The 26,475-nt window shown below is 43.1% G+C and carries 20 protein-coding genes; 9 read left to right on the forward strand and 11 right to left on the reverse strand.

Annotation, left to right across the window (positions count from 1 at the left end; genetic code table 11):
- Window positions 1–248 precede the first annotated feature (248 nt).
- The 3 genes from ylqF to HWQ39_RS14465 all read right to left on the reverse strand — a co-directional run bounded on the left by ylqF (window position 249) and on the right by HWQ39_RS14465 (window position 3,815).
- Window positions 249–1,130, reverse strand: a complete 882-nt coding sequence (gene ylqF, locus HWQ39_RS14455; protein WP_292845907.1) for a ribosome biogenesis GTPase YlqF — start codon at window positions 1,128–1,130, stop codon at window positions 249–251.
- 133 nt (window positions 1,131–1,263) lie between these two features.
- Window positions 1,264–1,758 (reverse strand): VOC family protein, encoded by a 495-nt coding sequence (locus tag HWQ39_RS14460; RefSeq protein WP_292845910.1) that lies wholly within the window; start codon window positions 1,756–1,758, stop codon window positions 1,264–1,266.
- Between the two features lie 104 nt (window positions 1,759–1,862).
- Entirely contained in the window at window positions 1,863–3,815 is a 1,953-nt protein-coding gene (locus HWQ39_RS14465; protein ID WP_292845913.1) for a calcium-binding protein, read from the reverse strand.
- Window positions 3,816–4,135: 320 nt separating this feature from the next.
- Between HWQ39_RS14465 and HWQ39_RS14470 the strand changes: the two genes are divergently transcribed.
- Together HWQ39_RS14470 and HWQ39_RS14475 are read left to right on the forward strand one after the other, a co-directional pair.
- Window positions 4,136–5,218 carry a DUF4350 domain-containing protein gene (locus HWQ39_RS14470; protein ID WP_292845916.1) on the forward strand — a complete coding sequence of 361 codons (1,083 nt, stop codon included), beginning with the start codon at window positions 4,136–4,138 and terminating at the stop codon, window positions 5,216–5,218.
- Window positions 5,219–5,270: 52 nt separating this feature from the next.
- A complete protein-coding gene (locus HWQ39_RS14475; protein WP_292845919.1) occupies window positions 5,271–6,221 on the forward strand; it encodes a MoxR family ATPase in 951 nt (316 codons plus the stop codon).
- A 296-nt stretch (window positions 6,222–6,517) separates the two neighbouring features.
- Here the strand turns inward: HWQ39_RS14475 and HWQ39_RS14480 are convergent, their stop codons facing one another.
- Window positions 6,518–8,413, reverse strand: coding sequence for a protein kinase (locus HWQ39_RS14480; protein ID WP_292845922.1), 1,896 nt, complete (start codon window positions 8,411–8,413; stop codon window positions 6,518–6,520).
- Window positions 8,414–8,992: 579 nt separating this feature from the next.
- Between HWQ39_RS14480 and HWQ39_RS14485 the strand changes: the two genes are divergently transcribed.
- The 3 genes from HWQ39_RS14485 (at window position 8,993) to HWQ39_RS14495 (ending at window position 12,994) form a co-directional block, all read left to right on the forward strand.
- Window positions 8,993–10,267: a DUF4255 domain-containing protein gene (locus HWQ39_RS14485; RefSeq protein WP_292845925.1), complete on the forward strand. Its 1,275-nt coding sequence runs from the start codon at window positions 8,993–8,995 to the stop codon at window positions 10,265–10,267.
- Window positions 10,264–12,255: an ATP-binding protein gene (locus HWQ39_RS14490; RefSeq protein ID WP_292845928.1), complete on the forward strand. Its 1,992-nt coding sequence runs from the start codon at window positions 10,264–10,266 to the stop codon at window positions 12,253–12,255. The genes HWQ39_RS14485 and HWQ39_RS14490 overlap by 4 nt, the downstream gene beginning before the upstream one ends.
- A gap of 100 nt (window positions 12,256–12,355) precedes the next feature.
- Window positions 12,356–12,994: a 1-acyl-sn-glycerol-3-phosphate acyltransferase gene (locus HWQ39_RS14495; RefSeq protein ID WP_292845931.1), complete on the forward strand. Its 639-nt coding sequence runs from the start codon at window positions 12,356–12,358 to the stop codon at window positions 12,992–12,994.
- Between the two features lie 124 nt (window positions 12,995–13,118).
- Here HWQ39_RS14495 and HWQ39_RS14500 read toward each other — a convergent pair whose 3' ends face one another.
- The 4 genes from HWQ39_RS14500 to HWQ39_RS14515 form a co-directional block, all read right to left on the reverse strand.
- A complete protein-coding gene (locus HWQ39_RS14500) occupies window positions 13,119–15,407 on the reverse strand; it encodes an AMIN domain-containing protein (RefSeq protein ID WP_292845934.1) in 2,289 nt (762 codons plus the stop codon).
- A 361-nt stretch (window positions 15,408–15,768) separates the two neighbouring features.
- The gene (locus tag HWQ39_RS14505) at window positions 15,769–16,539 is read right to left on the reverse strand and encodes a pilus assembly protein PilO (protein WP_292845937.1); all 771 of its coding nucleotides are present in this window, start codon (window positions 16,537–16,539) and stop codon (window positions 15,769–15,771) included.
- Window positions 16,536–17,312 (reverse strand): PilN domain-containing protein, encoded by a 777-nt coding sequence (locus tag HWQ39_RS14510; protein ID WP_292845940.1) that lies wholly within the window; start codon window positions 17,310–17,312, stop codon window positions 16,536–16,538. The genes HWQ39_RS14505 and HWQ39_RS14510 overlap by 4 nt, the downstream gene beginning before the upstream one ends.
- A 4-nt stretch (window positions 17,313–17,316) precedes the next feature.
- Window positions 17,317–18,423, reverse strand: a complete 1,107-nt coding sequence (locus tag HWQ39_RS14515) for a type IV pilus assembly protein PilM (RefSeq protein WP_292845943.1) — start codon at window positions 18,421–18,423, stop codon at window positions 17,317–17,319.
- 152 nt (window positions 18,424–18,575) lie between these two features.
- Here HWQ39_RS14515 and HWQ39_RS14520 point away from each other — a divergent pair, with 152 nt between their 5' ends.
- The gene (locus HWQ39_RS14520; protein WP_292845946.1) at window positions 18,576–19,874 is read left to right on the forward strand and encodes a sugar ABC transporter substrate-binding protein; all 1,299 of its coding nucleotides are present in this window, start codon (window positions 18,576–18,578) and stop codon (window positions 19,872–19,874) included.
- 33 nt (window positions 19,875–19,907) lie between these two features.
- Here HWQ39_RS14520 and HWQ39_RS14525 read toward each other — a convergent pair whose 3' ends face one another.
- The 3 genes from HWQ39_RS14525 to HWQ39_RS14535 form a co-directional block, all read right to left on the reverse strand.
- Entirely contained in the window at window positions 19,908–21,185 is a 1,278-nt protein-coding gene (locus HWQ39_RS14525; RefSeq protein ID WP_292845949.1) for a folylpolyglutamate synthase/dihydrofolate synthase family protein, read from the reverse strand.
- Window positions 21,186–21,320: 135 nt separating this feature from the next.
- Window positions 21,321–21,446, reverse strand: a complete 126-nt coding sequence (locus tag HWQ39_RS14530) for a photosystem II protein Y (protein WP_229547922.1) — start codon at window positions 21,444–21,446, stop codon at window positions 21,321–21,323.
- A gap of 233 nt (window positions 21,447–21,679) precedes the next feature.
- Window positions 21,680–22,207 carry a gamma carbonic anhydrase family protein gene (locus HWQ39_RS14535; protein WP_292845955.1) on the reverse strand — a complete coding sequence of 176 codons (528 nt, stop codon included), beginning with the start codon at window positions 22,205–22,207 and terminating at the stop codon, window positions 21,680–21,682.
- A 239-nt stretch (window positions 22,208–22,446) separates the two neighbouring features.
- Here HWQ39_RS14535 and HWQ39_RS14540 point away from each other — a divergent pair, with 239 nt between their 5' ends.
- From HWQ39_RS14540 to HWQ39_RS14550, 3 genes are all read left to right on the forward strand, one after another.
- On the forward strand, window positions 22,447–22,959 hold the full coding sequence (locus HWQ39_RS14540) for a TIGR02652 family protein (RefSeq protein ID WP_292845958.1): 513 nt from the start codon (window positions 22,447–22,449) through the stop codon (window positions 22,957–22,959).
- Window positions 22,960–23,030: 71 nt separating this feature from the next.
- Entirely contained in the window at window positions 23,031–23,474 is a 444-nt protein-coding gene (locus HWQ39_RS14545; RefSeq protein ID WP_292845962.1) for a VOC family protein, read from the forward strand.
- A 137-nt stretch (window positions 23,475–23,611) separates the two neighbouring features.
- The gene (locus tag HWQ39_RS14550) at window positions 23,612–26,446 is read left to right on the forward strand and encodes a pitrilysin family protein (RefSeq protein ID WP_292845965.1); all 2,835 of its coding nucleotides are present in this window, start codon (window positions 23,612–23,614) and stop codon (window positions 26,444–26,446) included.
- Window positions 26,447–26,475 lie beyond the last annotated feature (29 nt).

Raw genomic sequence — 26,475 nt, forward strand, 5'->3', positions numbered from 1 at the left:
TACCCTACAGGTTAACCTTAGAGTTGCTTTATGACACTTTTAAATGCATTCCGATAACTGCATGTGACAGATATTACATTAAATAATGCTCTTGTGATGGAGCGATCGCATCTGTGACATCACCTGAAAAAGTAGCACATCAAACAGTTTTGATCTACTACCACCCAGATGTCACTGAAGCCGAGTGTCCAGATTTTTGGAACGCTACTCACCTACTACTCAAAAATGGGCTGAGAATGCTTTGTAATCTAGTTAAGGGGTAATTCTAAACTAATTTCACCCAACAACCCTTTACGAAAATCTGTTAAAAGTTGCCTTGCAGCTCGCTCTATATCACCTTTGTAACGATGCTCTGCTAAGGCGTGTAAATAGGTATCTCCGGTGTCTGATGTCGAATCGAGTTGGTAACGAGACTCTAATGGTTTTTTTGGTAATAAATCTGCGGCAACAGCGTCCAAATAGTTAAGTAAATCCACTAGGGCTGCTGCTACTAGTTGGTTATCGTAAGATGCTTCACCGATATCATCACAAATAGCTAATTTTAATGCTGCGTCTTGGTCTTCTAATCTTAGAGGAATGACACCAGGAGCATCTAGCAATTCCAAATGTTCGGAAATTCGCACCCAGCGCAGTTGACGAGTTACCCCAGGACGGGCCGCACTTTCCACGACTCGTTTTCCCAATAGGCGGTTAATTAAAGCTGACTTACCGACATTAGGAAAACCAATCACCACAGCCCGCACTGGACGGGGTAACATCCCGCGATCGCTTCTTCTTTGATTGAGTTCTACCCCAGCGGCTTGCGCTACCCGTGCTACTTCTGCTATACCTTTACCATGTTGAGCATTGGTAAAATAAGGGACTTCTCCTTGACGTTTAAACCAATCGATCCATAGCGATCGCATTTGTGGCGTAATCATATCTACTCGGTTCAGTATCAACACCCGTGCCTTACCTTCTACCCACTCACCTATTTGGGGATGGTGAGTCGCTAAGGGAATCCGGGCATCTCGCACCTCAAATACTACATCTACGCGCTTCAGCTGTTCTTTGAGCTTCCTTTCGGCTTTTGCAATGTGACCTGGATACCATTGAATCAGGTTTAATCTATAGTTTTGAGTTATGGCCATTTTTGATTATTAACTATTGATTACTTATTATCGCCAATAAAAGGGATTGGGGATTGGGGATTGGGGATTGGGGAGAATAATAACTCCTAACTCAGCACTCCTAACTCATTACTCATTACTCATCACTCATTACTCAGCACTCATCACTCTCTTTGCCTTGATGTAAAATCAGACGATTACCCTCAGGGTCATAGGCATAAATTTCTCTGCCGTGGGAAGCAATGGAAATTTCTCCTGGTGGAGGATAGCCCAAAGATGTTAGGTGAGCGATCGCATCTTTTAAGTTGCTCACCTCTAAACACAAACTTATCTTACTTTTGGTGTAGAAATAAAGTGATGTAGGGGTCGTAGTTTTGGCGGTTACTGTTGTTAACGCAGCATTAGCGAGTCCGAGAGTGTCACTTTCAAACCCGAAAGGGTTGTCGTTAGACATCGCTTCAAATTCAGATTCATTTGTGTTCTTTGGTTGAAAAATACCTAATCGCATACCAACCAAATTAAACTCAGCATAGACATTCGGTGTCAAAAGAATTGGCTTTTGCTCCAGCAATTGAGTATAGAAATTTACTAAATTCTCCCAATTAACCGATGCTATGGTGACAAATGCGTTAGTGTACTGTAAAACCATATTTGCCCGTATCTTTGAACTTTTAACTTACTAGGACTTACCTGCCTCCTGCGCCCTGCTTTTAATGTCGCCCAACCCAATAGACATCTGAATCTTAGAGAAAGTTAGGCAATCACAGAAATATTTGCACTAGTAAGCGCTATCTGATTTGAGAACTGGGCGATTTGAACTTGTGTAGTTGTTATATCAATCCCATCTTTATCAAAGAATAGTTTGCCCGTAGTTTGATCGTAGATAAAGCGATCGCCTGCTGTTGTCGCACTAGCCCCAAGTCGGAACAAGCTTGAATCGAGTGGAGTATTCTGAGATTGGCTGAGTCCGAATTCTCCTCTAGAAATGAAGATAGTATCATCTCCAAGAGTAAAATCAGTTATAGTATCATAGCCTCCAGTGCGGCTACCAGCTAGGTTGAAGCTATCTAGCCCAGTTCCACCGGTTAATACATCTCGACCAGCTCCACCAGTGAGTAGATCGTTACCTGCACCACCAAGTAAGGTGTCATTACCTGAGTTACCAAAGAGGCTATCATTGCCATCTTCTCCTCTCAACGTGTTAGCGCCAGTATTTCCCGTCAAGATGTTATCAAAGCTGTTACCAGTACCACTGGTTGTTCCGCTTCCAGTCAGGGTTAAGTTCTCCAGATTAATTCCCAACACCCAACTAACAGAAGAGTTGACTAAATCTGTGCCTGTATTTAAGCCTTCAGTAATAGCATCATTCAGGTTGTCTACGATGTAAGTATCATCACCAACTCCACCATTGAGACTGTCATTCCCTAGACTTCCATCTAAGGTGTCATTATTTGCACCGCCATTTAAAATGTCATTACCTGAACTACCAAAGAGGCTATCGTTGCCATCTCCTCCTATTAAGGTGTCATTCCCTGCACCTCCATCTACAATGTCATTGCCTACACCACCATCTAAGTTGTCATTACCTAAGCTACCAAAGAGGCTATCGTTGCCATCTCCTCCTATTAAGGTGTTAGTGGCATTATTTCCCGTCAAAATATTATCAAAGTTGTTACCAGTAGCATTAATTGCTGCGCCTCCAGTCAGAGTCAAATTCTCTAGGTTATCTCCCAACACCCAAGTTACCGAAGACTTAACTAAATCTGTGCCTGCATTTAAGCCTTCAATAATAATATCGTTGAGGTTGTCTATGATGTAAGTGTCATTGCCATCTCCACCATTGAGACTATCAGTTCCCAAACCTCCATCTAAGGTGTCATCACCTATGCCGCCTAACAAGGTGTCATTACCTGAGCTAGCAAAAAGGTTATCATTGCCATCTTCTCCACTCAAGATGTTAGCGCCAGTATTTCCCGTCAGGATGTTATCAAGGCTGTTACCAATACCATTAATAGCTGCGCCTCCAGTCAGAGTCAAGTTCTCTAGGTTATCTCCCAACACCCAAGTTACCGAAGATTTAACTAAATCTGTGCCTGCATTTAAGCCTTCTATAATAGTATCGTTGAGGTTGTCTACGATGTAAGTGTCATTGCCAACTCCACCATTGAGACTATCAGCACCTAAACCTCCATCTAAGGTGTCATCACCTGCACCACCCAACAAGGTATCATTACCTGAATCACCAAAAAGGCTATCCTTGCCATCTTCTCCACTCAAGATGTTAGCGCCAATATTTCCCGTCAGGATGTTATCAAGGCTGTTACCAGTACCATTGATTGCCTCAGTTCCAGTCAGTATCAAATTTTCCAGGTTATCTGCCAATACCCAATTCACCGAAGACTTAACTAAATCTATGCCTGCGTTGGCTGATTCAGCAATTATGTCGCTGATGCTGTCCACAATATAAGTGTCATTGCCTTTACCACCAATGAGACTGTTAGTACCTGCACCACCTGACAATAAATCATTTCCATCACCGCCATCAAGGGTGTCGTTATCACCTAGTCCTTCGAGGGTATCATTGCCCTGCAATCCTGAGATGATATCCTGGTTTTCTGTACCAATCAGTTTGTTTGCAGTTGATGTGCCATTAATAATCATATTAGAGTCTTTAATGAGGATAATCGATGCTTCTTCTGTCGCCACAAGTGCGATCGCTGAATTCCCTAGCTTCGCTTTTTTTAAAATTAAATAACCTCAGCAAATATGTCTAACTTAATAAGAAGAAAGCCAGAAGGCAGAGGACAGGATAGCGTAGCGGTAGCGAGTCCAACCCTTACAAGCAGCGTCTCGTAAAGAGCGTTGGCAGGAAGTAGGAGCAAGAAATGTCTCGGCTGAACTTGGCCGATCCTCGTAAATTGGTGCAGGTATTGATAAACTTAATTATATTTTTGACTTTGCCTGAGAAATAAGTAAGTATTAACACTAGTGATCACTGAACGAAGTGATTATAATTAAAGTCAAAAATGAAACGTCCAAATCGCCTTGCTTGGATCGGAGCGATCGCACTATTAGCGATGGTTTTACTTAGTTTGTTTGCGGCTCCCAATAATACTAAACTTAATGCTGGTTCTACTTATAACCGCGCCCCTGATGGGTATGGTGCTTGGTATGCTTTTATGCAACAGCAGGGAACTTCTATTCAACGCTGGCAAAAGCCTTTTAGTGATATTCAGTCAGAAAATAGCCCAATTACCCTCCTCCAGGTAGGCGGAGAGACGATGCTGGGTAGTCAAGAGCGTAAATGGGTAGAAAAAGGAAATACTTTGGTAATTTTGGGTGCGGGAGCGCGGGTTACTGAAGCGGAGTTTAGCACTATGCAGAAATCTCCCCAAGGTAATATCAAAATTGATACACGTAGACGAAATGAGAAAGCTAACTCCAAGCAAGTTGATTTAGGCGATCGCTTTGGTGCTGTTGTCTGGAAAGAAAATTACAAACAGGGAAAAGTGATTTTTTCTACCACTCCTTATTTAGCCGCCAACGCTTACCAAGATAATTTAAGCAATTTCAAGTATCTAGCTAGTCTAGTAACTGAAAAAAATAACACAATCTTTGTAGATGAATATATCCACGGTTACAAAGATGCCGATGTCAGGAAGAAAGAAAACGAAGGAGATTTATCTAGCTTTTTTGCTAAAACTCCTTTATTGCCAATATTAGTGCAGGTAGGTATCTTGCTATTAGTGCTAATTTGGGCGCAGAATCGCCGTTTTGGTAAGCCAGTAGCTTTAGATATACCAGTTACAGATAACAGCGAGGCATATATCCAAGCTTTAGCCGGAGTCTTACAGAAAGCTGATACTACCGACTTTGTTGTAGAGATGGTGGGTAAACAAGAACAACTACAACTCCAAAAAGCCTTGGGATTAGGACAAATACTTTTAGAACGTGAAGCCTTAATCAATTTTTGGATAGAAAAAACAGGTGCAAGTACAGCAGAACTAGATACAGTTTTAAAGCTACAATCTCGCAAACAACCCATCAGTGAACAAGACCTGTTAAGCTGGTTGGGGAAATGGGGAACCATTAGATTAATTCGTAATTAATTTTTGGAATTAGGCATAATATCTTTGCGTTATTTATTTATCAATAAAAAATATGAGCGAAACCCATCCGATCATAATTCGCCTTGGTCAAAGTCTTAATCAAGTAATTGTTGGACAATCTAGCCTAATACAACAACTTTTAGTCGCACTGCTAGCAGGTGGACACGTAATTTTAGAAGGAGTTCCGGGAACTGGTAAAACCCTCCTAGTAAAAGTGTTGGCGCAGTTAATTCAAGGGGAGTTTCGCCGGATTCAATTAACACCAGATGTTTTACCTTCAGATATTACTGGTACAAATATTTTTGATTTGAATAGTCGCAATTTCACTTTGAAAAAAGGGCCAATATTTACTGAAGTGCTGCTAGCAGACGAAATCAATCGTACTCCTCCCAAAACACAAGCGGCGCTACTAGAAGCAATGGAAGAGATGCAAGTAACGCTAGATGGTGAAAGTTTGCCATTACCAGATTTATTTTGGGTGATTGCAACCCAAAATCCTCTCGAATTTGAGGGCACTTATCCCTTACCAGAAGCGCAGTTGGATAGATTTTTATTTAAGCTGGTGGTAGATTACCCCGACCAAGCTGCTGAGAAACAAATGTTACTCAATCGTCAGGCGGGTTTTGCAGCAAGGCGTTTAGATATTAGCCGTTTAAAACCAATCGCAACAATCGCTGACATTTTACAAGCACGACAAGCAGTCAAAGAAGTTAAAGTATCAGAAGCGATCGTTGATTATTTGTTGGCGTTGGTGAGAACATCACGTCAATATCCTGATTTAACTTTGGGCGCATCGCCTCGCGCCGCCGGTGCTTGGTTGCAGACATCTCAAGCCTTAGCATGGTTAGCTGGACGGGATTTTGTCACACCAGATGATGTTAAAGCAGTTGCATTGCCACTACTACGTCATCGCCTCATTTTGAAACCAGAAGCAATGCTGGATGGTTTACAAATTGATGCGGTAATTGCCTCGGTAATTAATCAAGTACCAGTTCCAAGGTAAAAAACTATTTGCAAACTCCAAGAAATAAATTACCCAATCTTATGGGGTGGGCAACATCAGCACCATTTAATAGACTGGGCGGGCAAGACGCGTACCCCACAAGAGTTATTTCTATACAATAGTAAATTCTGACATCCGAAATTTTGGTTTTAAGGCAATATAGTTCAAATAACCCCAAAACACTTGTAGAGACGGCAATTCATCGCGTCTCGAAAACCCAAGCATATTGGGTTTTCAGGTGCCAAGGGAGAGACGATTAGCATACGATTTTTAACCGTTATTTGGGCTGATTAGTTCTAAATTCGACTCTTATTAGGTAAATCTTGCTGGTTGCTTGGCTCTTTACGAGATTGCGATTGAGTATATATATAGGTTACTAACGCTAAAGTCAGTCCAATGGCCAAGATCACTCCCAGGATTCGCAAGAAATTGGGAGTAATTCTCGTAGCTAGCTGCTCATTTAGCCTTGGTTGGTAAATAGTGTCATCGGTTCGCACTTGTGGTCTGCCTTGATGAGATGCAGTCCGAGGTTGATACAATGTTACATCTGGTGGTACTTGTTGCCCACCTTGATTAGACGCTTGTCGTGGCTGAAACAACGTTTTATCTGGTGGTACTTGCTGCCCACCTTGATTAGATGCCTGTCGTGGTTGAAACAACGTTTTATCTGGTGGTACTTGTTGCCCGCCTTGACTTGATGCCTGTCGTGGTTGAAACAACGTTTTATCTGGTGGTACTTGTGGTCTGCCTTGATTAGATGCCTGTCGTGGTTGATATAACGTTTTATCTGGTGGCACTTGTTGCCCGCCTTGACTTGATGCCTGTCGTGGTTGATATAACGTTACGTCTGGTTTACTGGTGTTCGGGTTATTCACAGGACTCTGTTGATTTTGCTCAACTGGGTTAAACGGTCTGGGAACAGTTTCGTGATTTGAACCTTGATTGTACTCAGGCTGAAGAGGAGGAACAGTTTCTTCAGGTTGGTTTTGCTCAATCGGGTTAAATGGTCTGGGAACGGTTTCGTGATTTGAACCCCGATTGTGTGCAGATGGAGGACGCAGAATGGTGTCGTCGTTCGATTGTCTGGGAATAGTTTCGTGATTTGAACCCTGATTGTATGCAGATGGAGGACGCAGAATGGTGTCGTCGTTCGATTGTCTGGGAACAGTTTCGTGATTTGAACCCTGATTGTCGGAAGATTGCGATCGCTCTGTAATCTGTCCAGGTACACTAGTATTGCCCGTAACAAATTTGGCAGCAGATTGTAAAGCTTGACTGAGTTCTTCTACAGTTGCAAATCGGTTAGCTGGGTTTTTATGGAGGCATTTCATCACCACGGCTTCCAATTGTACGGGTAAATGCTCACATCCTGGTTGCGATCGCAGTGGTTTTGGTGGCTCATAAGCATGAGCTAATACCCAAGATGCCTCACTAATATGACTACCCTTAATGCTGATTCCAAATGGGTCAGCTGCACTCAGCATTTCATAAAGGATAATCCCTAAGCTGTAAATATCACCCCTGGCATCCAAGTTTTGATCGCTCTGGATTTGTTCAGGAGGTGCGTAACGAAACGTACCGATAAATGTACTAGTTATATTTGTAATATTGGAATTTTCTGAAGATTCACTACGAATTTTGGCAACACCAAAATCCAAAACCTTGACCCACTCTCCCAAATCTGTAGGCGTCAGAAATATATTATCTGGCTTTAGGTCGCGGTGAACTACCTGAATATGCTCAGTAGTTTTGCCCCCTTCTCGTTGCAGAGTAACTCCTTGATGGGCAAGTTGTAGACCCTTACAAACTTGCGCCATAATCTTTACAGTCCGCTCAACAGATAACCGCTTTTCGCGCAGCAGTAATTGTCTGAGCGTTTGCCCCCGCAAATATTCCATCACATAAAATGGAAAACCTTCTGGAGTTACACCACAGTCACTAATTTTGACGATATGATCGCTTTGCAAAGCAGCACAAACTGCCACTTCACGCTCAAAACGCTTTCTCATTTCTTGTGATGCCACCAGTGTATCTTTGAGCAACTTCAAAGCTACCTGTTGACCGACACGGGTATCTGTTGCTAGGAAGACTTCTCCCATGCCACCCCCGCCTAACCGTCTGTCTAAACGGTATCGCTGGTTATCACCTAATAAGCGACCATTCCAAGAATTTGAAGAAGGTGGGGATTTCATCTGGGGCAACCCATCTTAAGTTAACGTTAAAGTTTTAACTTTAGTCAGACACAATACTACTATTACAAATATTACAAATTTTACTTTCTTCGTAGGTTAGATGAATATTTGTAATATATGCTACTAGCTGCTTATCTAATTATACTCAGCTTAACATAAAATTAAGGCTGACAATTTGATAAAATGTTTAAAATTAAGACCTTTGGTAGTTGAAATTGGTTCCTGATGTGAAGTTAAGGTAAATTAGGCTGGGGATTGGGGCTGGGAAAATTTGGTGAGAGATTTACATACAGGACTTACGCAAAAACTGCTAAAAAGCTTAATTTATCGAACACCATTTTCTACGAAATACTACGTGTAACTTGCTTCTTTGCAGGGGTACACGTAGTATTTCGTAGAGAAAATAATAATTTGTAGAATGTGCGTAAATCCTAATACACCGCTTTATTGCAGAATTGATACTTAGTCCCCAGTCCCCAATCCCCCAATCTACAGAATATTTAAAGTTTTGCAAAATATATTCTGTCAATGTACTCTGGCGTACATGATTAGTATGTACTATTGCCATGAGGAATGAGGATGAGTAATATGCTCTCTATAGCCGCCGTGACAGCAGTACTTAAAGTCTTGCTGGAAAATGGTTTAGTCAGCGATCCGATCGCTGCTAGTGTTGGTGATGTAATTGTAACTGCCCTACCACCCGATCGAATCTCAGTTGAAGCTGATGAGCGCGCTCAACTCAACCTCTTTCTCTATCAAGTGACACAGAATCGCAATGTCGATTGGGTATCTCAGGAATTTCGGAGCAAGCATTCACGTATAAATAAAAACTTTTTTTCTCCGACTCCACCACTAGCGCTTGACCTCCATTACTTGCTAACAGCCTACGGAGCCAAGGATTTTCAGGCGGAGCTTTTACTGGGCTATGCGATGCATTTATTACACAAAACACCAGCTATCACATCTGATATTATTGAAAATACTTTGATAAATGCATCCACAACCAATACTTCAAGTGCTTTTTCGCAAGCTGTAGCAAATGTGTCTGTATCCGATTTAGCTGAACAAATTGGACAGATCAAACTGACTCCAGAGTTTTTTAATATGGAAGAAACTTCTAAGTTATGGTCTGCTTTACAAACGCACTATCGACCTTCAGCTACCTATCTGGCATCAATGGTATTGATTGAGAGTAGCAAATCTGACAACCCCGAAGGTTTCTACATGATGCCCTTGTCTCAGCCAATTATAGAGCAAGTGATGTCTCTGGCAAAGACTGAGCAAATCATTGTTGCAGGCACAACATTAGTAATTCGTGGTAAACGGTTACGCGGTGAAATCACACGAGTTCGTTTGGGTAATACGGAGACATTATTAGTACCTCAAGAAGCTAAAGAAACCCAAATCAGCTTGTTAGTTCCGCTAGATTTGTACCCAAGTGTGCAGGGTGTTCAAATCGTACACCTGACAATGGGCAATGGGGGGCAAATGGATCATCTCGTTGAATCAAACGTTGCGGCTTTTGTCTTACATCCAACAATTACAGCATTCGTCACCCAAGTAGAAAATAGTGGCGACAATTTACGCACAGCAGAAATTAACGTTAAATTCCAGCCCAAGGTAGGTAAAGCACAGCGGGTAGTTTTGCTACTCAATGAAGTGTCAGATAATACTCCATCTGCTTACTCTTTTGTTGTGCCATCACGCACTGAAGATACTGATGCAATCACTATTCCGATCAAAAATGTCAAGCCAGGAACTTATATTGTCCAGGTGCGGGTAGATGGCGCCCAAAGTCCACTGCACAAAAATCAGTCTGGGGCTTATGATTCGCCACAGGTAACTATTTTATGAATGCTACAACAATTAATCGTAATTGGGATGAGGCAAACTACTGCTACCTATCAGCAGCCCTAGCCGTGGTGCGTGGTATTTTAGAAAATCACACAGCAAAAGAGCAAAATCAAGCTCCAGAGAAAAACCAAGCGCTTTTACAGCAAGCTTTACAGGAAGCTGCTGCTGCTATGCCTGCACCATCGGCATTGGAGAGAGTATGCAAAATGTTTAGCCTCTCATCCTTTGAACGTGATTTGTTGCTGTTGTGTGCAGGTATGGAATTAAATGGGGATTTTGCCAAATTATGTGCTATAATCCACGGTGATTCGCAACGAGCTTACCCAAGTTTAGGTTTAGCTCTGGCAGCTTTACCCGATGTCCACTGGGATGCGATCGCACCAAATGCTCCCTTACGCCATTGGCGATTAATTCAAATTGGTGATGGTCATGCCCTAACTCTCAGTCCCCTAAGAATTGACGAGCGAATTTTACATTATCTCACCGGCATTCAATATCTTGACGAACGCTTGGCTGGCATCATTGAACCATTACCAGAAGTTAGTGATTTAGTACCCTCGCACCAAGATTTAGCAGAGCGAGTAGCAGCAATTTGGTCACAAGCTTCCAAGGTTAATAGCTTGCCAATTGTCCAGTTATGTGGTAAAGAAACTACTAGTAAACGTGCCATCGCCGCCAAAATTTCTCAAATTCATGGTTTAAGTCTGTGGGTAATGGCTGCACAAGCCATTCCCTTAGCACCTGGCGAGTTGGATAATCTTATCCGCCTGTGGACTCGCGAGACAATTTTAAGTAAATGTGCCTTACTCATAGATTGCAACGAACTGGATACTAATGATATAGCGCGGCTAAATGCGATCGCTCATTTCATTGAACGCACCAAGGGCTTTTTAATAGTTACAAGTCGGGAACGCATAGGTTTATCACAACGCCTAGTAGTTACTTTTGACGTAGATCAACCAACTAGCAAAGAACAAGGTGCAGTTTGGCAAGATGCGCTAAATGGGATTGCACCAACAATGAACGGGCAAGTTAAAATCCTAGTGGAGCAGTTTAACCTAAGTGCTGCAACCATTCGCGCTGCTTGTGCAGAAGCCGCAGGACAGTTAGCACAAACGCCAGAAAGCGATATCGGTGATATTTTATGGGATGCCTGCCGTGTGCAAGCACGTCCACGCTTGGATGAACTCGCCCAACGAATTGAGCCATCTGGTGACTGGGAAGACTTAGTATTACCAGAGGCACAGAAACAAGTTCTTCGAGAAATTGCGGCTCATGTGCGCCAACGTAGTACTGTATATAACAATTGGGGTTTTGGGGGTAAGAGTGCTAGAGGATTGGGAATCAGCGCTCTATTTGCAGGCGGTAGCGGCACTGGTAAAACTTTGGGGGCAGAAGTGCTGGCTCATAAATTACGCCTCGATCTCTATCGTATTGACCTATCATCGGTAGTTAGCAAATATATTGGCGAGACAGAGAAGAATTTGCGCCGAGTATTTGATGCCGCCGAACAAGGCGGGGTGATTTTGTTATTTGATGAAGCTGATGCTTTGTTTGGTAAACGGAGTGAAGTTAAAGATGCCCGCGATCGCTATGCCAATATAGAAGTTAGCTACCTATTGCAACGGATGGAAAGTTACCCAGGTTTAGCAGTCCTGACTACCAACTTGAAAAGTGCAATTGATACAGCATTTTTGCGGCGGATTCGCTTCGTAGTTCAGTTTCCTTTCCCCGATACAACGCAACGAGCCGAAATTTGGCGACGCGTCTTCCCAGATGATACACCAACCAGAGGTTTAGATGCTCTGCAACTAGCACGGCTCAATGTCGCTGGGGGGAATATCCGTAACATTGCCTTAAATGCAGCTTTCCTCGCTGCCGATGCTGGTGAAGCAGTGCAGATGAAACACGTATTGCGAGCTGCTCAAACAGAATATAGTAAGTTAGAGAAGCCTTTAACTGAGGCGGAAATTGGAGGATGGATGTGAGGATTCTACGCCTCCCCTATTCCCGATTCTTTCAATTTTGCGTTTGCTCTGAGGCTTGCGATCGCTTATGCTAAGTTGAGTTTGATTTGCATTATCTTCTGTGGACAGAAACCGCGAACCGTTTATCAGTCTGGCACTTTACCACACCTTTAAATGGTCAGTGGTCAGCCCCATGTTTCACGCTTACTTTCGGGGCCAGATTTATGGTACGGAAAATGTTCCCCAAGCAGGGCCGCTAGTGGTAGTGAGTAATCACGCTAGTTACTTTGACCCGCCAATTGTTTCTAATTGTGTACGTCGTCCAGTGGCGTATATGGCTAAAGAAGAGTTATTTAATATTCCCATTTTGGCGCAAGCGATTAAATTGTATGGCGCTTACCCAGTGAGTCGGGGAAATGCCGATCGCAATGCCATCCGTTCTGCCCTAGAATATCTCGATAACGGTTGGGCTGTCGGTGTTTTCTTGCAAGGTACTCGTACCCCAGATGGTCGGATTACAGACCCAAAAAGAGGTGCGTTACTGCTGGCGGCGAAAGCAAAAGCCCCAATATTGCCAGTGAGTGTTTGGGGTACTGACAGTATTTTAGAAAAAGGCTCAAAAATCCCTCGCGCAGTTACCATCACTGTGAGAATTGGTAACTTGATTGATGCTCCCAGTTCCACAAATAAAGAAGAATTAGAAACGTTGACACAAAAGTGCGCCACAGTAATTAACGAAATGCATGATTTAGGACGTTGAATTTAGGGACTGACAAATAAAAATCGCACTCTTGTGGAAAAACGAAAAGGGAAAAGGATGTATTCAAAACCTTTCCCCTTAGTCGAACCGTATTGAGAGGTGACTCACGTAACCATTACTTTTATTACCTACTAGGAAGCTTCAAACCTCGACGTTCAAGGATTTGCCGTACCTCTGGGCTGGGGTTGTAGTTATAGCCGTAGGAGGAGTTCTCAGAATCATCCATAATTTGAGGTGTGAGCAATACAATCACCTCATTGCGCTGATTATTTCTGTTTGTACTTCTAAACAACGAACCAATAAGTGGAAGATCGCCCAAAATAGGAATCTTGGTGATAGTTGTCCGGTCTGTGTCTTGAATGATGCCTGAAAGAATGAGTGTTTGACCATCTCGTAGGCGAATTGTGCCAGAATTTAGCGATCGCTCAGATACCAAAAATATTTGTTGGATATTACCTCCTCCCAAATTTAGATTAGCTGACGATTGGGGCGCTTTAACAATAGGAGCTACGGATAGGGATACAAAACCATTGTCATCAATCCGATCTACTTTGACTGCTAAGGTTAAACCTACCTCTGTTTTCTCAGCTGTAATTGTTTGTGTAGCGAGATTATTAGCACTACTTATTAAGCTCGTAACGTTTCCTAGCACTTCTTGTGTCAGCTTGACATTAGCCGTTTGACCTTCTTGCACAATTAAAGTAGGGTCAGTCAAAATTTTGGCGTTGCCATTTGTAACCTGAGCCTGCAAACTAGCGAGTAACCGTTTGGGAAACTGGTACAAACTTGGTAAGCCTAATGTAGTGGTTGTTCCGTTAATAGCTGTAATGCCTGCTGTTTGAGGATTAGAGTTTGCTCCAGCAGTACCTGATATTGGGTTAGTCGGGTCAAGAAAAACATTTGCGGTAGACAGTGGATTATTGGTTACAGGTGTACTAGTCACACTGCTTGACGTTTCAGCTCCAGTAGCCGGTCTCGAACCACCGAAATTAAAAGTCGCTGCACCACCATCACTGCTAAAGTAATTATTGCCAAGTCCAAAAGAAAAACTAGTATTGTAGTCCTGGGTGTTCAAGAGGTTAACATCAATAATCTTGACATTAACTACCACCTGGCGACGACGGATATCAAGCTGAGTTAGTTGAGCCATTGCAATCTCAATGAGCTTAGGAGGGCCGATTAAGGTTAGAGAATTGGTGCGCTCATCTCCTAATGCCTGTAAACCTCTAAGTAATGGGCTAGAGTCTGTATAATTAACCCGTTGAGTTTCAACTCTGCTTTCTGTGGTCGTCTGAGTTTGTGTGATAGGTGTAACTCCAGCACCTACGGCTACGGCGTTAACGCTGGTAACTTGTCGTTCGCGGCTGACAGCACTTTCTGCTCCCAAACCGACCAAAAAGTTCAGGGCGACTCCCACCGTTACCTGATTAAGTCGCATACTACGCATAACCATGTCACGGGTGGAATTAGGTAATTTAGGCCCAACAAAAATTGTGCGATTACTACGATTAGCCTCTAAACCACTCAGGCGCAAGACGTAGTTAAATACATCTTGCACTGGCTCATTTTCGATATCTAGGGAGATTGTTTGAGAGGTTGCTGGTGCAGCAGCACCACCTTGACCTCCAGCAGCTTGATCACCTGCAATATAAGCCAAGTTCAAATTAGCAGCACGGGCAAGCAATGACAAAACCTCACGCACCGGCGCATCTCGCAGCACTAGACGAGGAACGCGTTCCTGACTTCCTAAGTCAATAGTGCTAGGAGAAGCATCAGTATTAGAGATGGCAATATCTCCCACTGGTGGGGCGACGGCTCTGGGTAAGAAAGGTGGAGCCTGACTCAGCGGTTGACCTGGCCCAGCCGGTTGTGCAGGTTGCCCGTCAATGGTGACTTGGGGGTTGGGAACGAGAACACCTGGCTTTTGACCAGGTTGGGCTGGAGTAGTAACAGGCGGTGCTGTGGATGTTGGTGCTGTGGATGTTGGTGCTGATGCTATATTGCCTGCCGATGGGCTAAAGCTGAGTGTAATTCCATTTGGCGATCGCACCACTGGTTGACTGTTAGGTGTGTTGTTGCTACCAGTTACCGTTACCCGAATGCTATTGGCATCAAGCTGACTAACCTCAACAGACGCAATTCCTGGTACAGGGGTATCTTGACGAAAGCTATTACCTTGTGGTAATCGTAATTGAGTATTGATAACATCTGCGACTAAAGTCTTGCCTCTTTTCGTAGTGAAAACTTGGGGGCGTGACCCTGAAGAAGTTTTCAAAGCAACGCTAATTCCACCATCAACTGGATTTAATTGGACATCAGTCACTTGACTAATTTGTGCCCAAACTGGTTGACTTGCCAAAAAGACAAAAGCGGCAGTACCTAAAATAAAACTATTACCGTGAAGCTGTTTCACAGTTCATTCCTCACCTGATAAAACCTTGTTTACAAACAATTTTGAGTAGGCAATAAAATTTGCTCTAACTCTGAGTTGACTTAACATTAAATCAGCGGTTCTAAACCCCGTCTACACGAGACTTTACCCACCTCCGTGGGTTTCACAACCCTCATTTCTCCTTAGTCTGCGGAGGCAGACTTTGCCTGTGTAGCCGCGAATTCTATTCGCTCTAGTTAAATCGGCGATTAGAAACCGCATCTACACGACACTTTACCCACCTCCGTGGGTTTCAAACCCTCAATTTCTCCTTCGTCCGCGGAGGCGGACTTTGCCTGTATAGCCGCGAATTCTATTCGCCCTTACTCTCGAACTATTGCCCCTACTTTTTCGGGGCAGCTTTAGCCGCCGCGGCCGCTGCTATTTCTTCTGGACTAAGTGGCATCAATACCTGTAGCTGGAATAATGTATTAATCGCTGCTGGGCCTACCCGCACCCGACTTTTATCTAATGGAGATATTGCTTCGGCTGGAGCCAAAGTTGATTGATAATCTTTAACTATTAACAAAGGCTGTAACCGCTCAATGTTACGAATTATCGATTGTGTTTGTTCATAAGTTCCTGTAATTTGGGCATTGATAATGCTGCGTTTTAGCTTGTTGTCAACCTGTAGTCCTAGACTTCCATCGGCAACGGGTTCTGGTTTTTGGGAAACTGGCGTGAATTTATCCAGCTTGGCTCTTACCGTACTCACAGAGGTTGGAGTATTGCCAGACTCAATTAAGCGGTTCAAATCCAACAACAATGTATCTAAGCTTTTTTCGTTAGCAAATAAAGCTAAAACCTGAACTTTTTGCTGCTTTGCCTGCGCTAGTTCGTCTTTAAGTTTATCAATCTGTTTGATATTGGCTTTTTTTTGCTCAATTTGCCCTTGTAGTTCTGAGCTTTTCGCCTGCTGCTGCTGGTAGTTTTCCCAAGCTGGCATCAGCAGGCTTACCAATATATAGCCTGCCGTCCCTAAACCAATTACCCCCACCAAAATCCCAATAACTTTTGGTGTAAAAGCAATACCAAAGACCACGGGGGATGCTGGCGTTGCCTGCTCGAATTCCCCACCTTGTTCGCCAAAATTTAAATCATCACTCAGCGTCATTTTAGAATGACTCCTGTTTGTTGGATACTACGAATTCGAGCCACTAACCCCACTGTGCCTTTTTTCTCCAACTCCCGAATTAATTCGGAAGCTGGAACATCGTTCATGCTGGACTGAATAGTGTATTCAACTACTTGTGGTGGCTTAATTATTACACTATTAGTAGGTTGACCCACACTTGGAGGTAAAGGGGCATTTACTAATCCTGCGGTGATAATTCTGGTTTCTGTGGACTTCAAAAACTGAGACTGTTGTAAACTTAATAAGAAATCATTGACATCATTAAAAGAACGAGCCAATCCAGTAATTTCTAATCCCCCGGCGGGGTTGTTTGGTGGCTGACCTGCCACTACCGCAATGGGTGGGATTTGCTTAATGCTCTTAATTTGCACTGGTGCGGGGATGCGATCGCGCAAATCTTGCAGCATTGCCGACCAAGGACGAATCTGGTCAAAGACAGTGACTAAAGCTTGAGTCTCCTCTTTAACTGACTTCGTTTCGGCTTTGATTTTGTTAAGATTTCCGATTTCTGTATCTAACTGTTTGCTTTGCTGATCTAGTTGTGCTACTGTCCCCTCTAATTCCACAATCTTTCCTTGCAATAACCACCAACTAACTCCCAGTAAAACTGGAAGACCTACACCTATTCCAACTCCCACATACACTAGTGTCAAATCCCCCGTAGGAAACTTGAAGGCTATTCCTCCCTTTCCCTCAGGCTTTTTCTGGTATGCTGGGCGGTCTTTTAGAAAATTAACATCTAGGCTATACATTTTGTTACACCTCCCGCATTCCTAGACCGAGTACGATCGCTAAACCAGAGCGTTGTACCTGTGGATATTTCTCAGTGTCAACTTCCAAAGACAAAGCCCCAATTGGATCTATTTGGGCAGTTGGCAAACTCAATCGTTGAGTAAAAAATTCATCTAGCTGTTGCAGTCCACCTCCTGGCCCAGCTAATAAAATCTGCGCCACCTCCAAATTTTCACTTTGATTGAGGTAAAAATCGATGGAACGGCGTAGTTCATCTGTTAATTCTCCCAAGACTCTCAATATGGCAGCCATGCCAGGATCGATTTCAGTAACGCCAGTTTTACCGCCGTCTAGGGAATTTTGGGGAATGATCATTCCGTGTAACAGGCCCATATCTCGTGATGTGGGTAAGCTCATTGCCCTTGCTAAAGCAGTTTGCATTTGATAAGTCCCGATTGGGACTGTGCGCGAAAATTGCGGCACTCCGTTAACGATGATGGCGATTTCTGTACTATCGAACTCGATATCAACAAGTACTGCTGCTTCTTGCGGCCCAAATTGTCGCAGTTGTTCGCGAATAGTCCGAATTAGAGCAAAACTGTTAATTTCTAAAACATCAATTTGTAATCCTGCCTGCTCGAATGTACTTATATAGGTATCCGTTATCTCCTTACGGGTGGCAACTAGGAGGACGTGTACTTTTTCAATGCCATCTTCATCTACAAAGTACCCAAGTTTCTGATAATCTACATCAGCCTCTTCACGAGGATAGGGTAAATACAAACCTGCTTCATGGTTCAGTACCATTTCTCGCAGTTCTTTATCATCTAACTCTGCTGGCACTGGTATGATCCGAACGATAGAATCTCGTCCTGGAACACCAGTAGCAACGCGAGAAGTTTTGATTTTACTCTCAGTTAGCGCCTGCTGGATTAACTGCGCCATTGCTGGAGGGTCGGTAATTTGACCATCGGTAACTATGCCTTCTGGAACTGCTACCGATATAAAAGTTTCTAGTTTCAAGCCTTGACCTTGCTTGCGTAGTTGAACTACATTCACCCGTTCAGGAGCAAGTTCAATACCGACCCCTGTTTTCGATTTGCCAAACAGACTAGTGAAACTTTTTACCACAGTTGTGCCCGCTGGACTACTAAATTGAAAATTTAAATTTATTGTGATAGGGACGTTATATATTACGTCTCTACAGGTAATTTATTTAGCCTATAATCTCAACAATTCTGTCTAAGCTTTTCACACTGATCAAGCGTAAAAATACTGGGAAAATGATTCAATTACGAAAATTTAAACAACTTGTTGCTTTCGTACTGCTTGGCTTATTAACCACTTGGATTGTAAGTTGCAGTACAGGCAATGTTAGTAAAAGTACGAAACAAGCTACTTCAAGAGTGGCAACTGTTGAGTTTTGGACAATGCAACTCCAACCTCAATTTACCGACTACTTCAAAAGCTTAATTGCAAATTTTGAATCACAAAATCCAGGTATAAAGGTTAACTGGGTTGATATACCTTGGGCAGCAATGGAGAACAAAATATTAACAGCTGTCTCCGCAAAAACGCCACCTGATGTAGTTAACCTCAATCCGGGTTTTGCTTCCCAACTTGCCGGACGAAATGCCTGGTTAGATTTAGATGCGAAAGTCTCAAATGATGTACGTTCCTCCTATCTGCCAAATATCTGGAAAGCAAGTGTGCTGAATGGCAAGAGTTTTGGGATTCCCTGGTATCTCACCACACGGTTAACCATTTATAACACTGATTTATTAAAACAGGCAGGTATCAATAAAGTACCTGCAACATACGGAGAATTAGCACAAGCAGCCCAACAAATTAAAGATAAGACAGGGAAATATGCCTTTTTTGTGACTTTCGTACCGCAAGATTCCGGTGAAGTGCTGGAATCTTTCGTGCAAATGGGAGTTAATCTCATAGATACTGATGGTAAAGCGGCGTTTAATTCAGCACAAGGGAAAACCGCATTTCAGTATTGGGTAGATTTGTATAAAAAAGGGTTGCTTCCTAAAGAGGCTTTAACCCAAGGACATCGCCACGCGATCGATTTATACCAATCTGGTGAGACTGTGCTTCTAGCTTCTGGGCCAGAGTTTCTCAAAACGATCGCCAATAATGCCCCAAAGATTGCCCAAGCTACCGGAGTAGCACCTCAACTCACTGGTGACACAGGTAAGAAAAATGTCGCGGTAATGAACATAGTTATTCCCCGCGATACTAAACAACCAGATGGCGCTGTGAAGTTTGCTTTATTTGTCACCAATGATGAAAATCAGTTAGCTTTTGCGAAAGCTGCAAATGTCCTACCTTCTACAACCAAAGCATTGTCTGATAGTTACTTTAAAGATATTCCAGCTAATGCTTCAATCATAGAAAAAGCGCGAGTTTTGACTGCTAAAGAACTACAACATGCAGAAATATTAACCCCTACTTTGAAGGATTTTAACAAACTGCAAAAGGCAATTTATGAGAACTTGCAAGCAGCAATGTTAGGCGAGAAGACTGTAGATAAAGCTGTAGAAGATGCAGCGCAAGAGTGGAATCAGAGGTAATGGGCATTGGGGATTGGGAAGAAATTTAATGCCCTATTCGCTATTCTCCATTTGTAAAAAATCGCCTACTAAATAAAGGGAACCACACAAAACGATTAAATTGCCTGTGGTAGCGGCTTCTAAAGCTGTGAGTAAATTTGGATGGATTTGGCGATCGCTTAATTCGGGACAGAGGTTGTAAGCTAGGTTTGATAAGTAGTCTAAATCGGCGGAAGTTCTACCAGGAAAGGGTTCTACTGGTATTGGTACTAAAAAAAGGCGATCGCCTGGTCGCAGTAAAGCGGTAAAAATATCAGTATGATCCTTGTCGGCAAACATTCCTATAACCCAATTGACTGGCTTATGAGTAACTGCGTCTAAGCTATCAATATACTGGCGGAGAACTTGGGCGGCGGCGGTATTATGAGCGCCATCAACTAATAATTTATGGTTTTTCCAAGTAGTCCATTGCATTCGCCCTGGCCATTGGGTTTTTGCCATGCCGTTAATTATGGCTTCTTCTGAAATCTGCCAACCTTGTTCCTGGAGAATTTCTAACGCACCTAAGGCCAAAGCTGAATTAGTTAACTGAATTTGTCCCGCTAATGGCAAAGCATATTTAATTAACTTTGAATTTTGAATTGTTTCATATTCTGCCCATCCTGTAGCGATTTCATGGGCGGGTTGAGGCGTAAAAAGCGGACATTCTAATTCTAAAGCACGCGATCGCACCACCTTGTCTGCCTCTGGTGGCAATGGCCCAACCACAACAGGACATCCAGGTTTGAGAATACCTGCTTTTTCTCTCGCAATGTCAGCTATGGTAGGGCCAAGTTGCTGCCAGTGTTCCCGGCTAATGGAAGTGATGATTGTAACCAGGGGTTCTAAACAGACATTTGTCGCATCTAAGCGTCCTCCTAGTCCAACTTCTACCACAGCCACATCAACTTGCTGCTGGGCAAAATATAACCAAGCAGCCGCCGTAATTACTTCAAACTGAGTTGCTGATTCTTCATCAGGGCGAATCACTGTTTGGACTTTTTCTAATAATTGGCTCAATTCCTCAGAGGAAATTGGCTGTTCATTCAGACAAATACGTTCCGTCCAATCAACTAAATGAGGGGAAGTGTAGCGTCCTGTCCGATAACCAGCCTCAGTGAGTACTGAGGAAAGATAGGCACAGACTGAACCTTTCCCATTAGTTCCAGCAACGTGAATTACCGAGACTTGATGATGAGGATTGCCAAGATTTGCCAATAGATTGACAATGCGATCGAGTCCCAGATGGACACCAAAGCGTTGCAGGGGTTGTATTACAGAATCGATATTCAAGAAGGGAGTGGGGAGAAATCAATTAAAAAGTAAAAATAGACTGAAAAAGAGGTGGCTAAAGTTTCCCGCAGGCTGAGGCGGACAAGGGTATGAGGGAGAATATTAAACCCTATACCCCATGCCCAACTAATCAATTTAGGCTTCTCGATCCAAAAAGCCTTGAATTTGTCTTAAAGCCGCAGCGCCAATATTAAACACTGCCCAACCAGCGGCAATTGCAACTGGTGCTAAAACGATCGCTATACGGAAATCGATATCCATATCTAGAACCCCTCTCTTAAGTAGAAATTAAAGTTTTGTCAACTGCTCTCATTTTTATTTTTAGCTGAAGTGGGCAATTTTTCCAACTAGATATGTAAAGAATATTTAAATTGTGGGGCATTGGGCATGGAAAAGAGGCGGAGGGGCAGGGAGCAGGGAGCAGAGGGGAAAGAGGTAATTTTTATTCTCCCCCTTGCCCCCTGCTCCCTTGCTTCTCCCCCTTGCCCCAGTCCCTAAGCCTTGCTAAAACCAATATCACTACCCTTCCCAGCATGAACTAAAGCTAACTTTTGATAGCGTTTAGCATGTTCAATCAGTTCTGCGGCTTCAATTTCTGTTACTTGGCGTAATACTTTACCCGGAATACCGACAACTAGGGATAAAGGCGGTACATTTTTAGTTACTACTGCACCAGCACCAATAATGCTACCAGCGCCTACTCTTACCCCATCTAAAATCACTGCGCCAATGCCAATCAAACTTCCACGCTCAATGTAAGCAGAATGAACCACAGCCCGGTGTCCTACGGTAATATAATCTTCTAAGATTGTTGGAAAACCAGGATCGCCATGTAGAATTGCACCATCTTGAATATTTGTGTATTCGCCAATTTCAATCCGTTCTACATCTCCCCTAACAACTGCTCCATACCAAATGCTCACTCCTGGTGCTATATTTACCGAACCCATAACAACAGCATTATCTGCGATAAAGGCAGCTTGAGAAAAATCAGGAGATGTCCAGTAAGAAGCGGTAGACACGATAGAATATGAATATGGTACTCAGGAACACTGGAGAAACTCCAACCTTTGAGGCTGGCTGCATAACCAGAATATCACAGCGTCAAACCTCTACGCTGAGGAAAACACTAGTGAATAATGTTCCTGCCGCAACACCGTGTCTATGCAGCAGTGAGCAAGTAACCCAAAGTGGTTGAGCCGAATTGTATAATCCAACCCACTAGTGCTGGTGAAGACAAAATTATGTTTGTATGCACTTCATGATGAATCCAGGTTTGCAGTACCCGATGTTTGGGCCGGAAATACAGTGTCCCCATTGTCGCCAGACTATTCCGGCGCTGACACTAACAGATACCTATTTATGTCCTCGTCATGGCGCCTTTGAAGCTAATCCTGAAAATGGAGAGTTAATCCATTTGCAATCGGGGCGTCATTGGCGGAGGTGGAATAATGAATGGTATAGACAGCATACTCATCCTGATGGTATTCGCTTTGAAATTCACGAAGCATTAGATAAGCTCTATACCCAAGGCTTTCGAGCAACACGAGTGATTATTGCCCGACGCTATCAGGAATTGATGAGTGGCTATTTAGAACGCAGTACGCCTTGGCGTTCTGGACAACCAGAAGCAACTGCTGCGCGTTTGTATGGCTTACCTGTGGAGTTTAGCCCGGATACCTCGGAAGATCCCTCTTGGGAAGTAATTAATTTTGACTTGGAAAAAGAGCCTGGCGTCCCTGTGCGCTACCCTTATTTCAGGTTGTTTGAGTAATGGTCATTAGTCATTTGTCATTAGTGAATAACTAAGGACAAATGACTAAGGACTAAGGACTAAGGACTAATATGCACCACGCTTCTATTCGGACTGCGAATATTCATCGAGCGATCGCTTTCTACGAACATTTAGGGTTTACAATCTCGGAACGCTTTACCACTGGCTACACCCTAGCTTGCTGGATGGAAGGATTGGGCGGCAGAATTGAACTAATCCAAATTCCCGAACCCAAACCAGCCCCAGATGCTTTTAATGATGAGCATTATGTGGGGTATTATCATCTCTCGTTCGATTTAACTGAGATTACACCAGATTTACCTAGCTGGTTGACAAATTTACAAGAGCGTATATTACTTAGTGCTGAGAGTCAAACCCAAGAATTACAACCGTTGAAGATACTTTTAGAACCGACACAACAGCAAATAGGCGATCGCATTTACGAAGTAGCTTTTATTGCTGATACTGATGGCTTACCTCTAGAATTCATTCGGGTTTTAGCAAAACTCCCATAATTTAGCTTTTTATTACCTTTATTGCTAATATATTGTTTTTCTGTATTGTTGCTGAGGTAAAAGGTTTTTTTACCAGATAAAACTGTATTCACTCAAAAAAATATGTAGCTTATTTTACAGATATATCTTTTAGATACATGTATGTATTTTCTAAATTTTATAGATATCCTTTGCCGTTATTAATTTTAAGCTTATGGCTACTAGCAGTTTTGTTATTGAGCGATCAACCTGCTCATAGCCAACATTCAGTTATCTCTAATAAAGAAAAATATCAGTCAACCTTGCTAGTAAAAAGAATAATGCCCTCAACACTGACAGAAAATGTCCGCAAGACAGTGCTAGAAAATGGTCTAACTGTCCTGACAAAGGAAGTACATACTGCGCCAGTGGTGACGGTGCAGGTGTGGTATAAGGTTGGCTCACGCAATGAAGAATCGGGCGTGAATGGCATTGCCCACCAGTTAGAACACATGATGTTTAAAGGCACTCGAAATCGTCCGATTCAATTTGGACGTTTGTTTAGTGTTTTAGGTAGTGATTCTAATGCTTTTACCAGCTATGACCAAACGGCATATTACGGTACTGTGGAACGAAACAAGCTAAAAGCGCTTTTAGTGCTAGAAGCAGACAGGATGCAAAATTCCCACATTGAGCCAGAGCAACTAGCGAGTGAGAAGCGGGTAGTAATTTCCGAGTTGCAAGGTTACGAAAATAGTCCAGAATATCGCCTCAATCGCGCCGTCATGCAAGCGGTGTTTCCCAATCATGCTTATGGGTTGCCTGTAGGTGGTACTAAAGCTGATGTCGAGAAATTTGAAGTTGAGCAGGTAGAGAAATATTACCGCAATTTTTACAATCCCGATAATGCCGTCTTAGTAATTGTGGGAGATTTTCAAACTGCAAACACTCTAGAAACAATTAAAGAGACGTTTGGCAAAATACCCAGAGGGCAGGAAGGGGGCAGGGAGCAGGGGGCAGGGAGCAGGGGGCAAGAGGCAGGAGTTATTTCTCCATCCCTCAGCACTCCCATCGTATTGCGAGAACCGGGAGTAGGGCGACTGTTACAAGTTGTGTATCCGTTACCAGATGCAAATCAACCAGATGTACCTGCGTTGGATGTGATGGATTACATCTTGACTGAGGGGCGGAATTCTAGACTTTATCAGGCATTAGTGGAATCAGGTTTAGCGAGTGAAGTTGCGGCATCCGTTACCAGTTTGCGAGAATCTGGCTGGTATGAGGTGTTGGTGACGGCTGGATCTAAACAAGATTTGAAAAAAATTGACTTAATGTTGAGTAGTGCGATCGCTAATGTAGCAGAAAAAGGCGTGACATCTGAGGAAGTTGAACAAGCCAAAACCCAGTTAATCGCAGATGTAATTTTGAGTAACCGTGATATCACCTCTCAAGCCATGCGATTGGGCACTGATGAGACAACTGCTGGTGATTATCGCTACACAGACCGCTATTTGGCAGCTGTCCGGTTGGTGAAGCCGACAGATATTGTGACTGTAATTAACAAATACCTCACAAAAGAAGTACGTACAGTAGGCTTTTTTGAACCAACCCAGAAACTAATAACAGAAGTTAGCGACAAACCAGACTCAGCCCAAACTACAGAAAATTTCTCTCCTCTAGCATTTGTGCTTCCTTCTGAGGTGATGAAATACTTACCACCTGTGGATTTGGCTACAGATGCAATCGCTCAAGTATTACCACAGGAATTTAAATTTACTAACGGATTGCGGATATTACTGTTACCCGATCGTAGTACTCCCACCGTTACCCTAAGCGGCCATATTCAAGCCGGGACGGAATTTGATCCAGACAATAAAGCTGGATTGGCTGCTTTTGTGGCAGAGAACTTGCTAAATGGCACTAATAACAAGGATGTTTTAAATATTGCCAAAGTCTTGGCAGAAAGAGGGGCGAGTTTAGACTTTCAAACCCACCGAGAAGGTGTGCATATTGAGGGCGATAGTTTAGCAGAGGATTTACCGATACTTTTGGAAGTATTGGCAGATGTTGTGAAAAATAGTACCTTTCCAGTTAAAGAACTGGAACTGCATCGTCAACAAACTTTAACCGATTTGCAACTTGAATTAGATGAGCCATCAGAAGTAGCTAGAAGAATATTTGTTCAGTCAATTTACCCGAAAAAACATCCCTTACATACCTTTCCCACGGAGGAGAGTTTACAGCAGATTCAGCGCCAGGATGTGATTGATTTCAAAGCTAAACATTATCGTCCAGATACGACAGTGCTAGCGCTGGTGGGAGATTTTGATCTAGACAAAGTGCGATCGCTGATTAACAATGAGTTTGGAGACTGGGAAGTTAGCGGCCAAGCACCCACATTAAAATATCCTACGGTATCAATGCCGGAGGAAATCGTGAGTGTAAACCCAGTTTTACCAGATAAAACCCAAGCTGTTACATATATGGGTTACACAGGCATTAACCGTTACGATCGTCGGTTTCATGCCGCCTTAGTATTGAACCAGATTTTGGGAGGCGATACCTTATCTAGTAGACTGGGGGCAGAAGTGCGCGATCGCCAAGGTTTAAGCTATGGAATTTATAGCTACTTCCAAGCCGGGAAGAATGCGGGCACATTTTTGATAGAAATGCAAACTAGTCCTGAAGATACCAGTAAAGCGATCGCTAGTACCCGCGAAATCCTACAACAAATCCATCAACAAGGCGTCACCGCACTAGAAGTCGAAACAGCTAAACGCACTCTTATCAGTAACTACAACGTTTCTCTGGCCAACCCAGAAGAATTAACAGATAGAATTCTGATGAATGAGGTGTATGGACTAGATAAAGTAGAATTGCACTCCTTCACTGATAAAATTCAGAAAGTCACTGTTGACCAAGTTAATCAAGCGGCTCGTGAGTTGCTCCACCCAGATAAAATCGTGGTTGTTACTGCTGGCCCATCTGTATTAGCAGAGAAAAACATTAGGTGAAAATGGGCATTGGGAATGGGGCACTGGGC

The sequence above is a fragment of the Nostoc sp. NMS8 genome, from assembly GCF_017115045.1.
Lineage (GTDB): Bacteria > Cyanobacteriota > Cyanobacteriia > Cyanobacteriales > Nostocaceae > Nostoc.

What these genes read in the sequence shown, in the direction of transcription:
- HWQ39_RS14485 (WP_292845925.1), top strand. Translation starts at nt 8,993, where the DNA reads ATGAGTAATATGCTCTCTATAGCCGCCGTGACAGCAGTACTTAAAGTC.
- HWQ39_RS14475 (WP_292845919.1), top strand. Translation starts at nt 5,271, where the DNA reads ATGAGCGAAACCCATCCGATCATAATTCGCCTTGGTCAAAGTCTTAAT.
- ylqF (WP_292845907.1), bottom strand. Translation starts at nt 1,130, where the DNA reads ATGGCCATAACTCAAAACTATAGATTAAACCTGATTCAATGGTATCCA.
- HWQ39_RS14520 (WP_292845946.1), top strand. Translation starts at nt 18,576, where the DNA reads ATGATTCAATTACGAAAATTTAAACAACTTGTTGCTTTCGTACTGCTT.
- HWQ39_RS14470 (WP_292845916.1), top strand. Translation starts at nt 4,136, where the DNA reads ATGAAACGTCCAAATCGCCTTGCTTGGATCGGAGCGATCGCACTATTA.
- HWQ39_RS14460 (WP_292845910.1), bottom strand. Translation starts at nt 1,758, where the DNA reads ATGGTTTTACAGTACACTAACGCATTTGTCACCATAGCATCGGTTAAT.
- HWQ39_RS14505 (WP_292845937.1), bottom strand. Translation starts at nt 16,539, where the DNA reads ATGACGCTGAGTGATGATTTAAATTTTGGCGAACAAGGTGGGGAATTC.
- HWQ39_RS14545 (WP_292845962.1), top strand. Translation starts at nt 23,031, where the DNA reads ATGCACCACGCTTCTATTCGGACTGCGAATATTCATCGAGCGATCGCT.
- HWQ39_RS14510 (WP_292845940.1), bottom strand. Translation starts at nt 17,312, where the DNA reads ATGTATAGCCTAGATGTTAATTTTCTAAAAGACCGCCCAGCATACCAG.
- HWQ39_RS14540 (WP_292845958.1), top strand. Translation starts at nt 22,447, where the DNA reads ATGATGAATCCAGGTTTGCAGTACCCGATGTTTGGGCCGGAAATACAG.
- HWQ39_RS14530 (WP_229547922.1), bottom strand. Translation starts at nt 21,446, where the DNA reads ATGGATATCGATTTCCGTATAGCGATCGTTTTAGCACCAGTTGCAATT.
- HWQ39_RS14490 (WP_292845928.1), top strand. Translation starts at nt 10,264, where the DNA reads ATGAATGCTACAACAATTAATCGTAATTGGGATGAGGCAAACTACTGC.
- HWQ39_RS14550 (WP_292845965.1), top strand. Translation starts at nt 23,612, where the DNA reads ATGTATGTATTTTCTAAATTTTATAGATATCCTTTGCCGTTATTAATT.
- HWQ39_RS14480 (WP_292845922.1), bottom strand. Translation starts at nt 8,413, where the DNA reads ATGAAATCCCCACCTTCTTCAAATTCTTGGAATGGTCGCTTATTAGGT.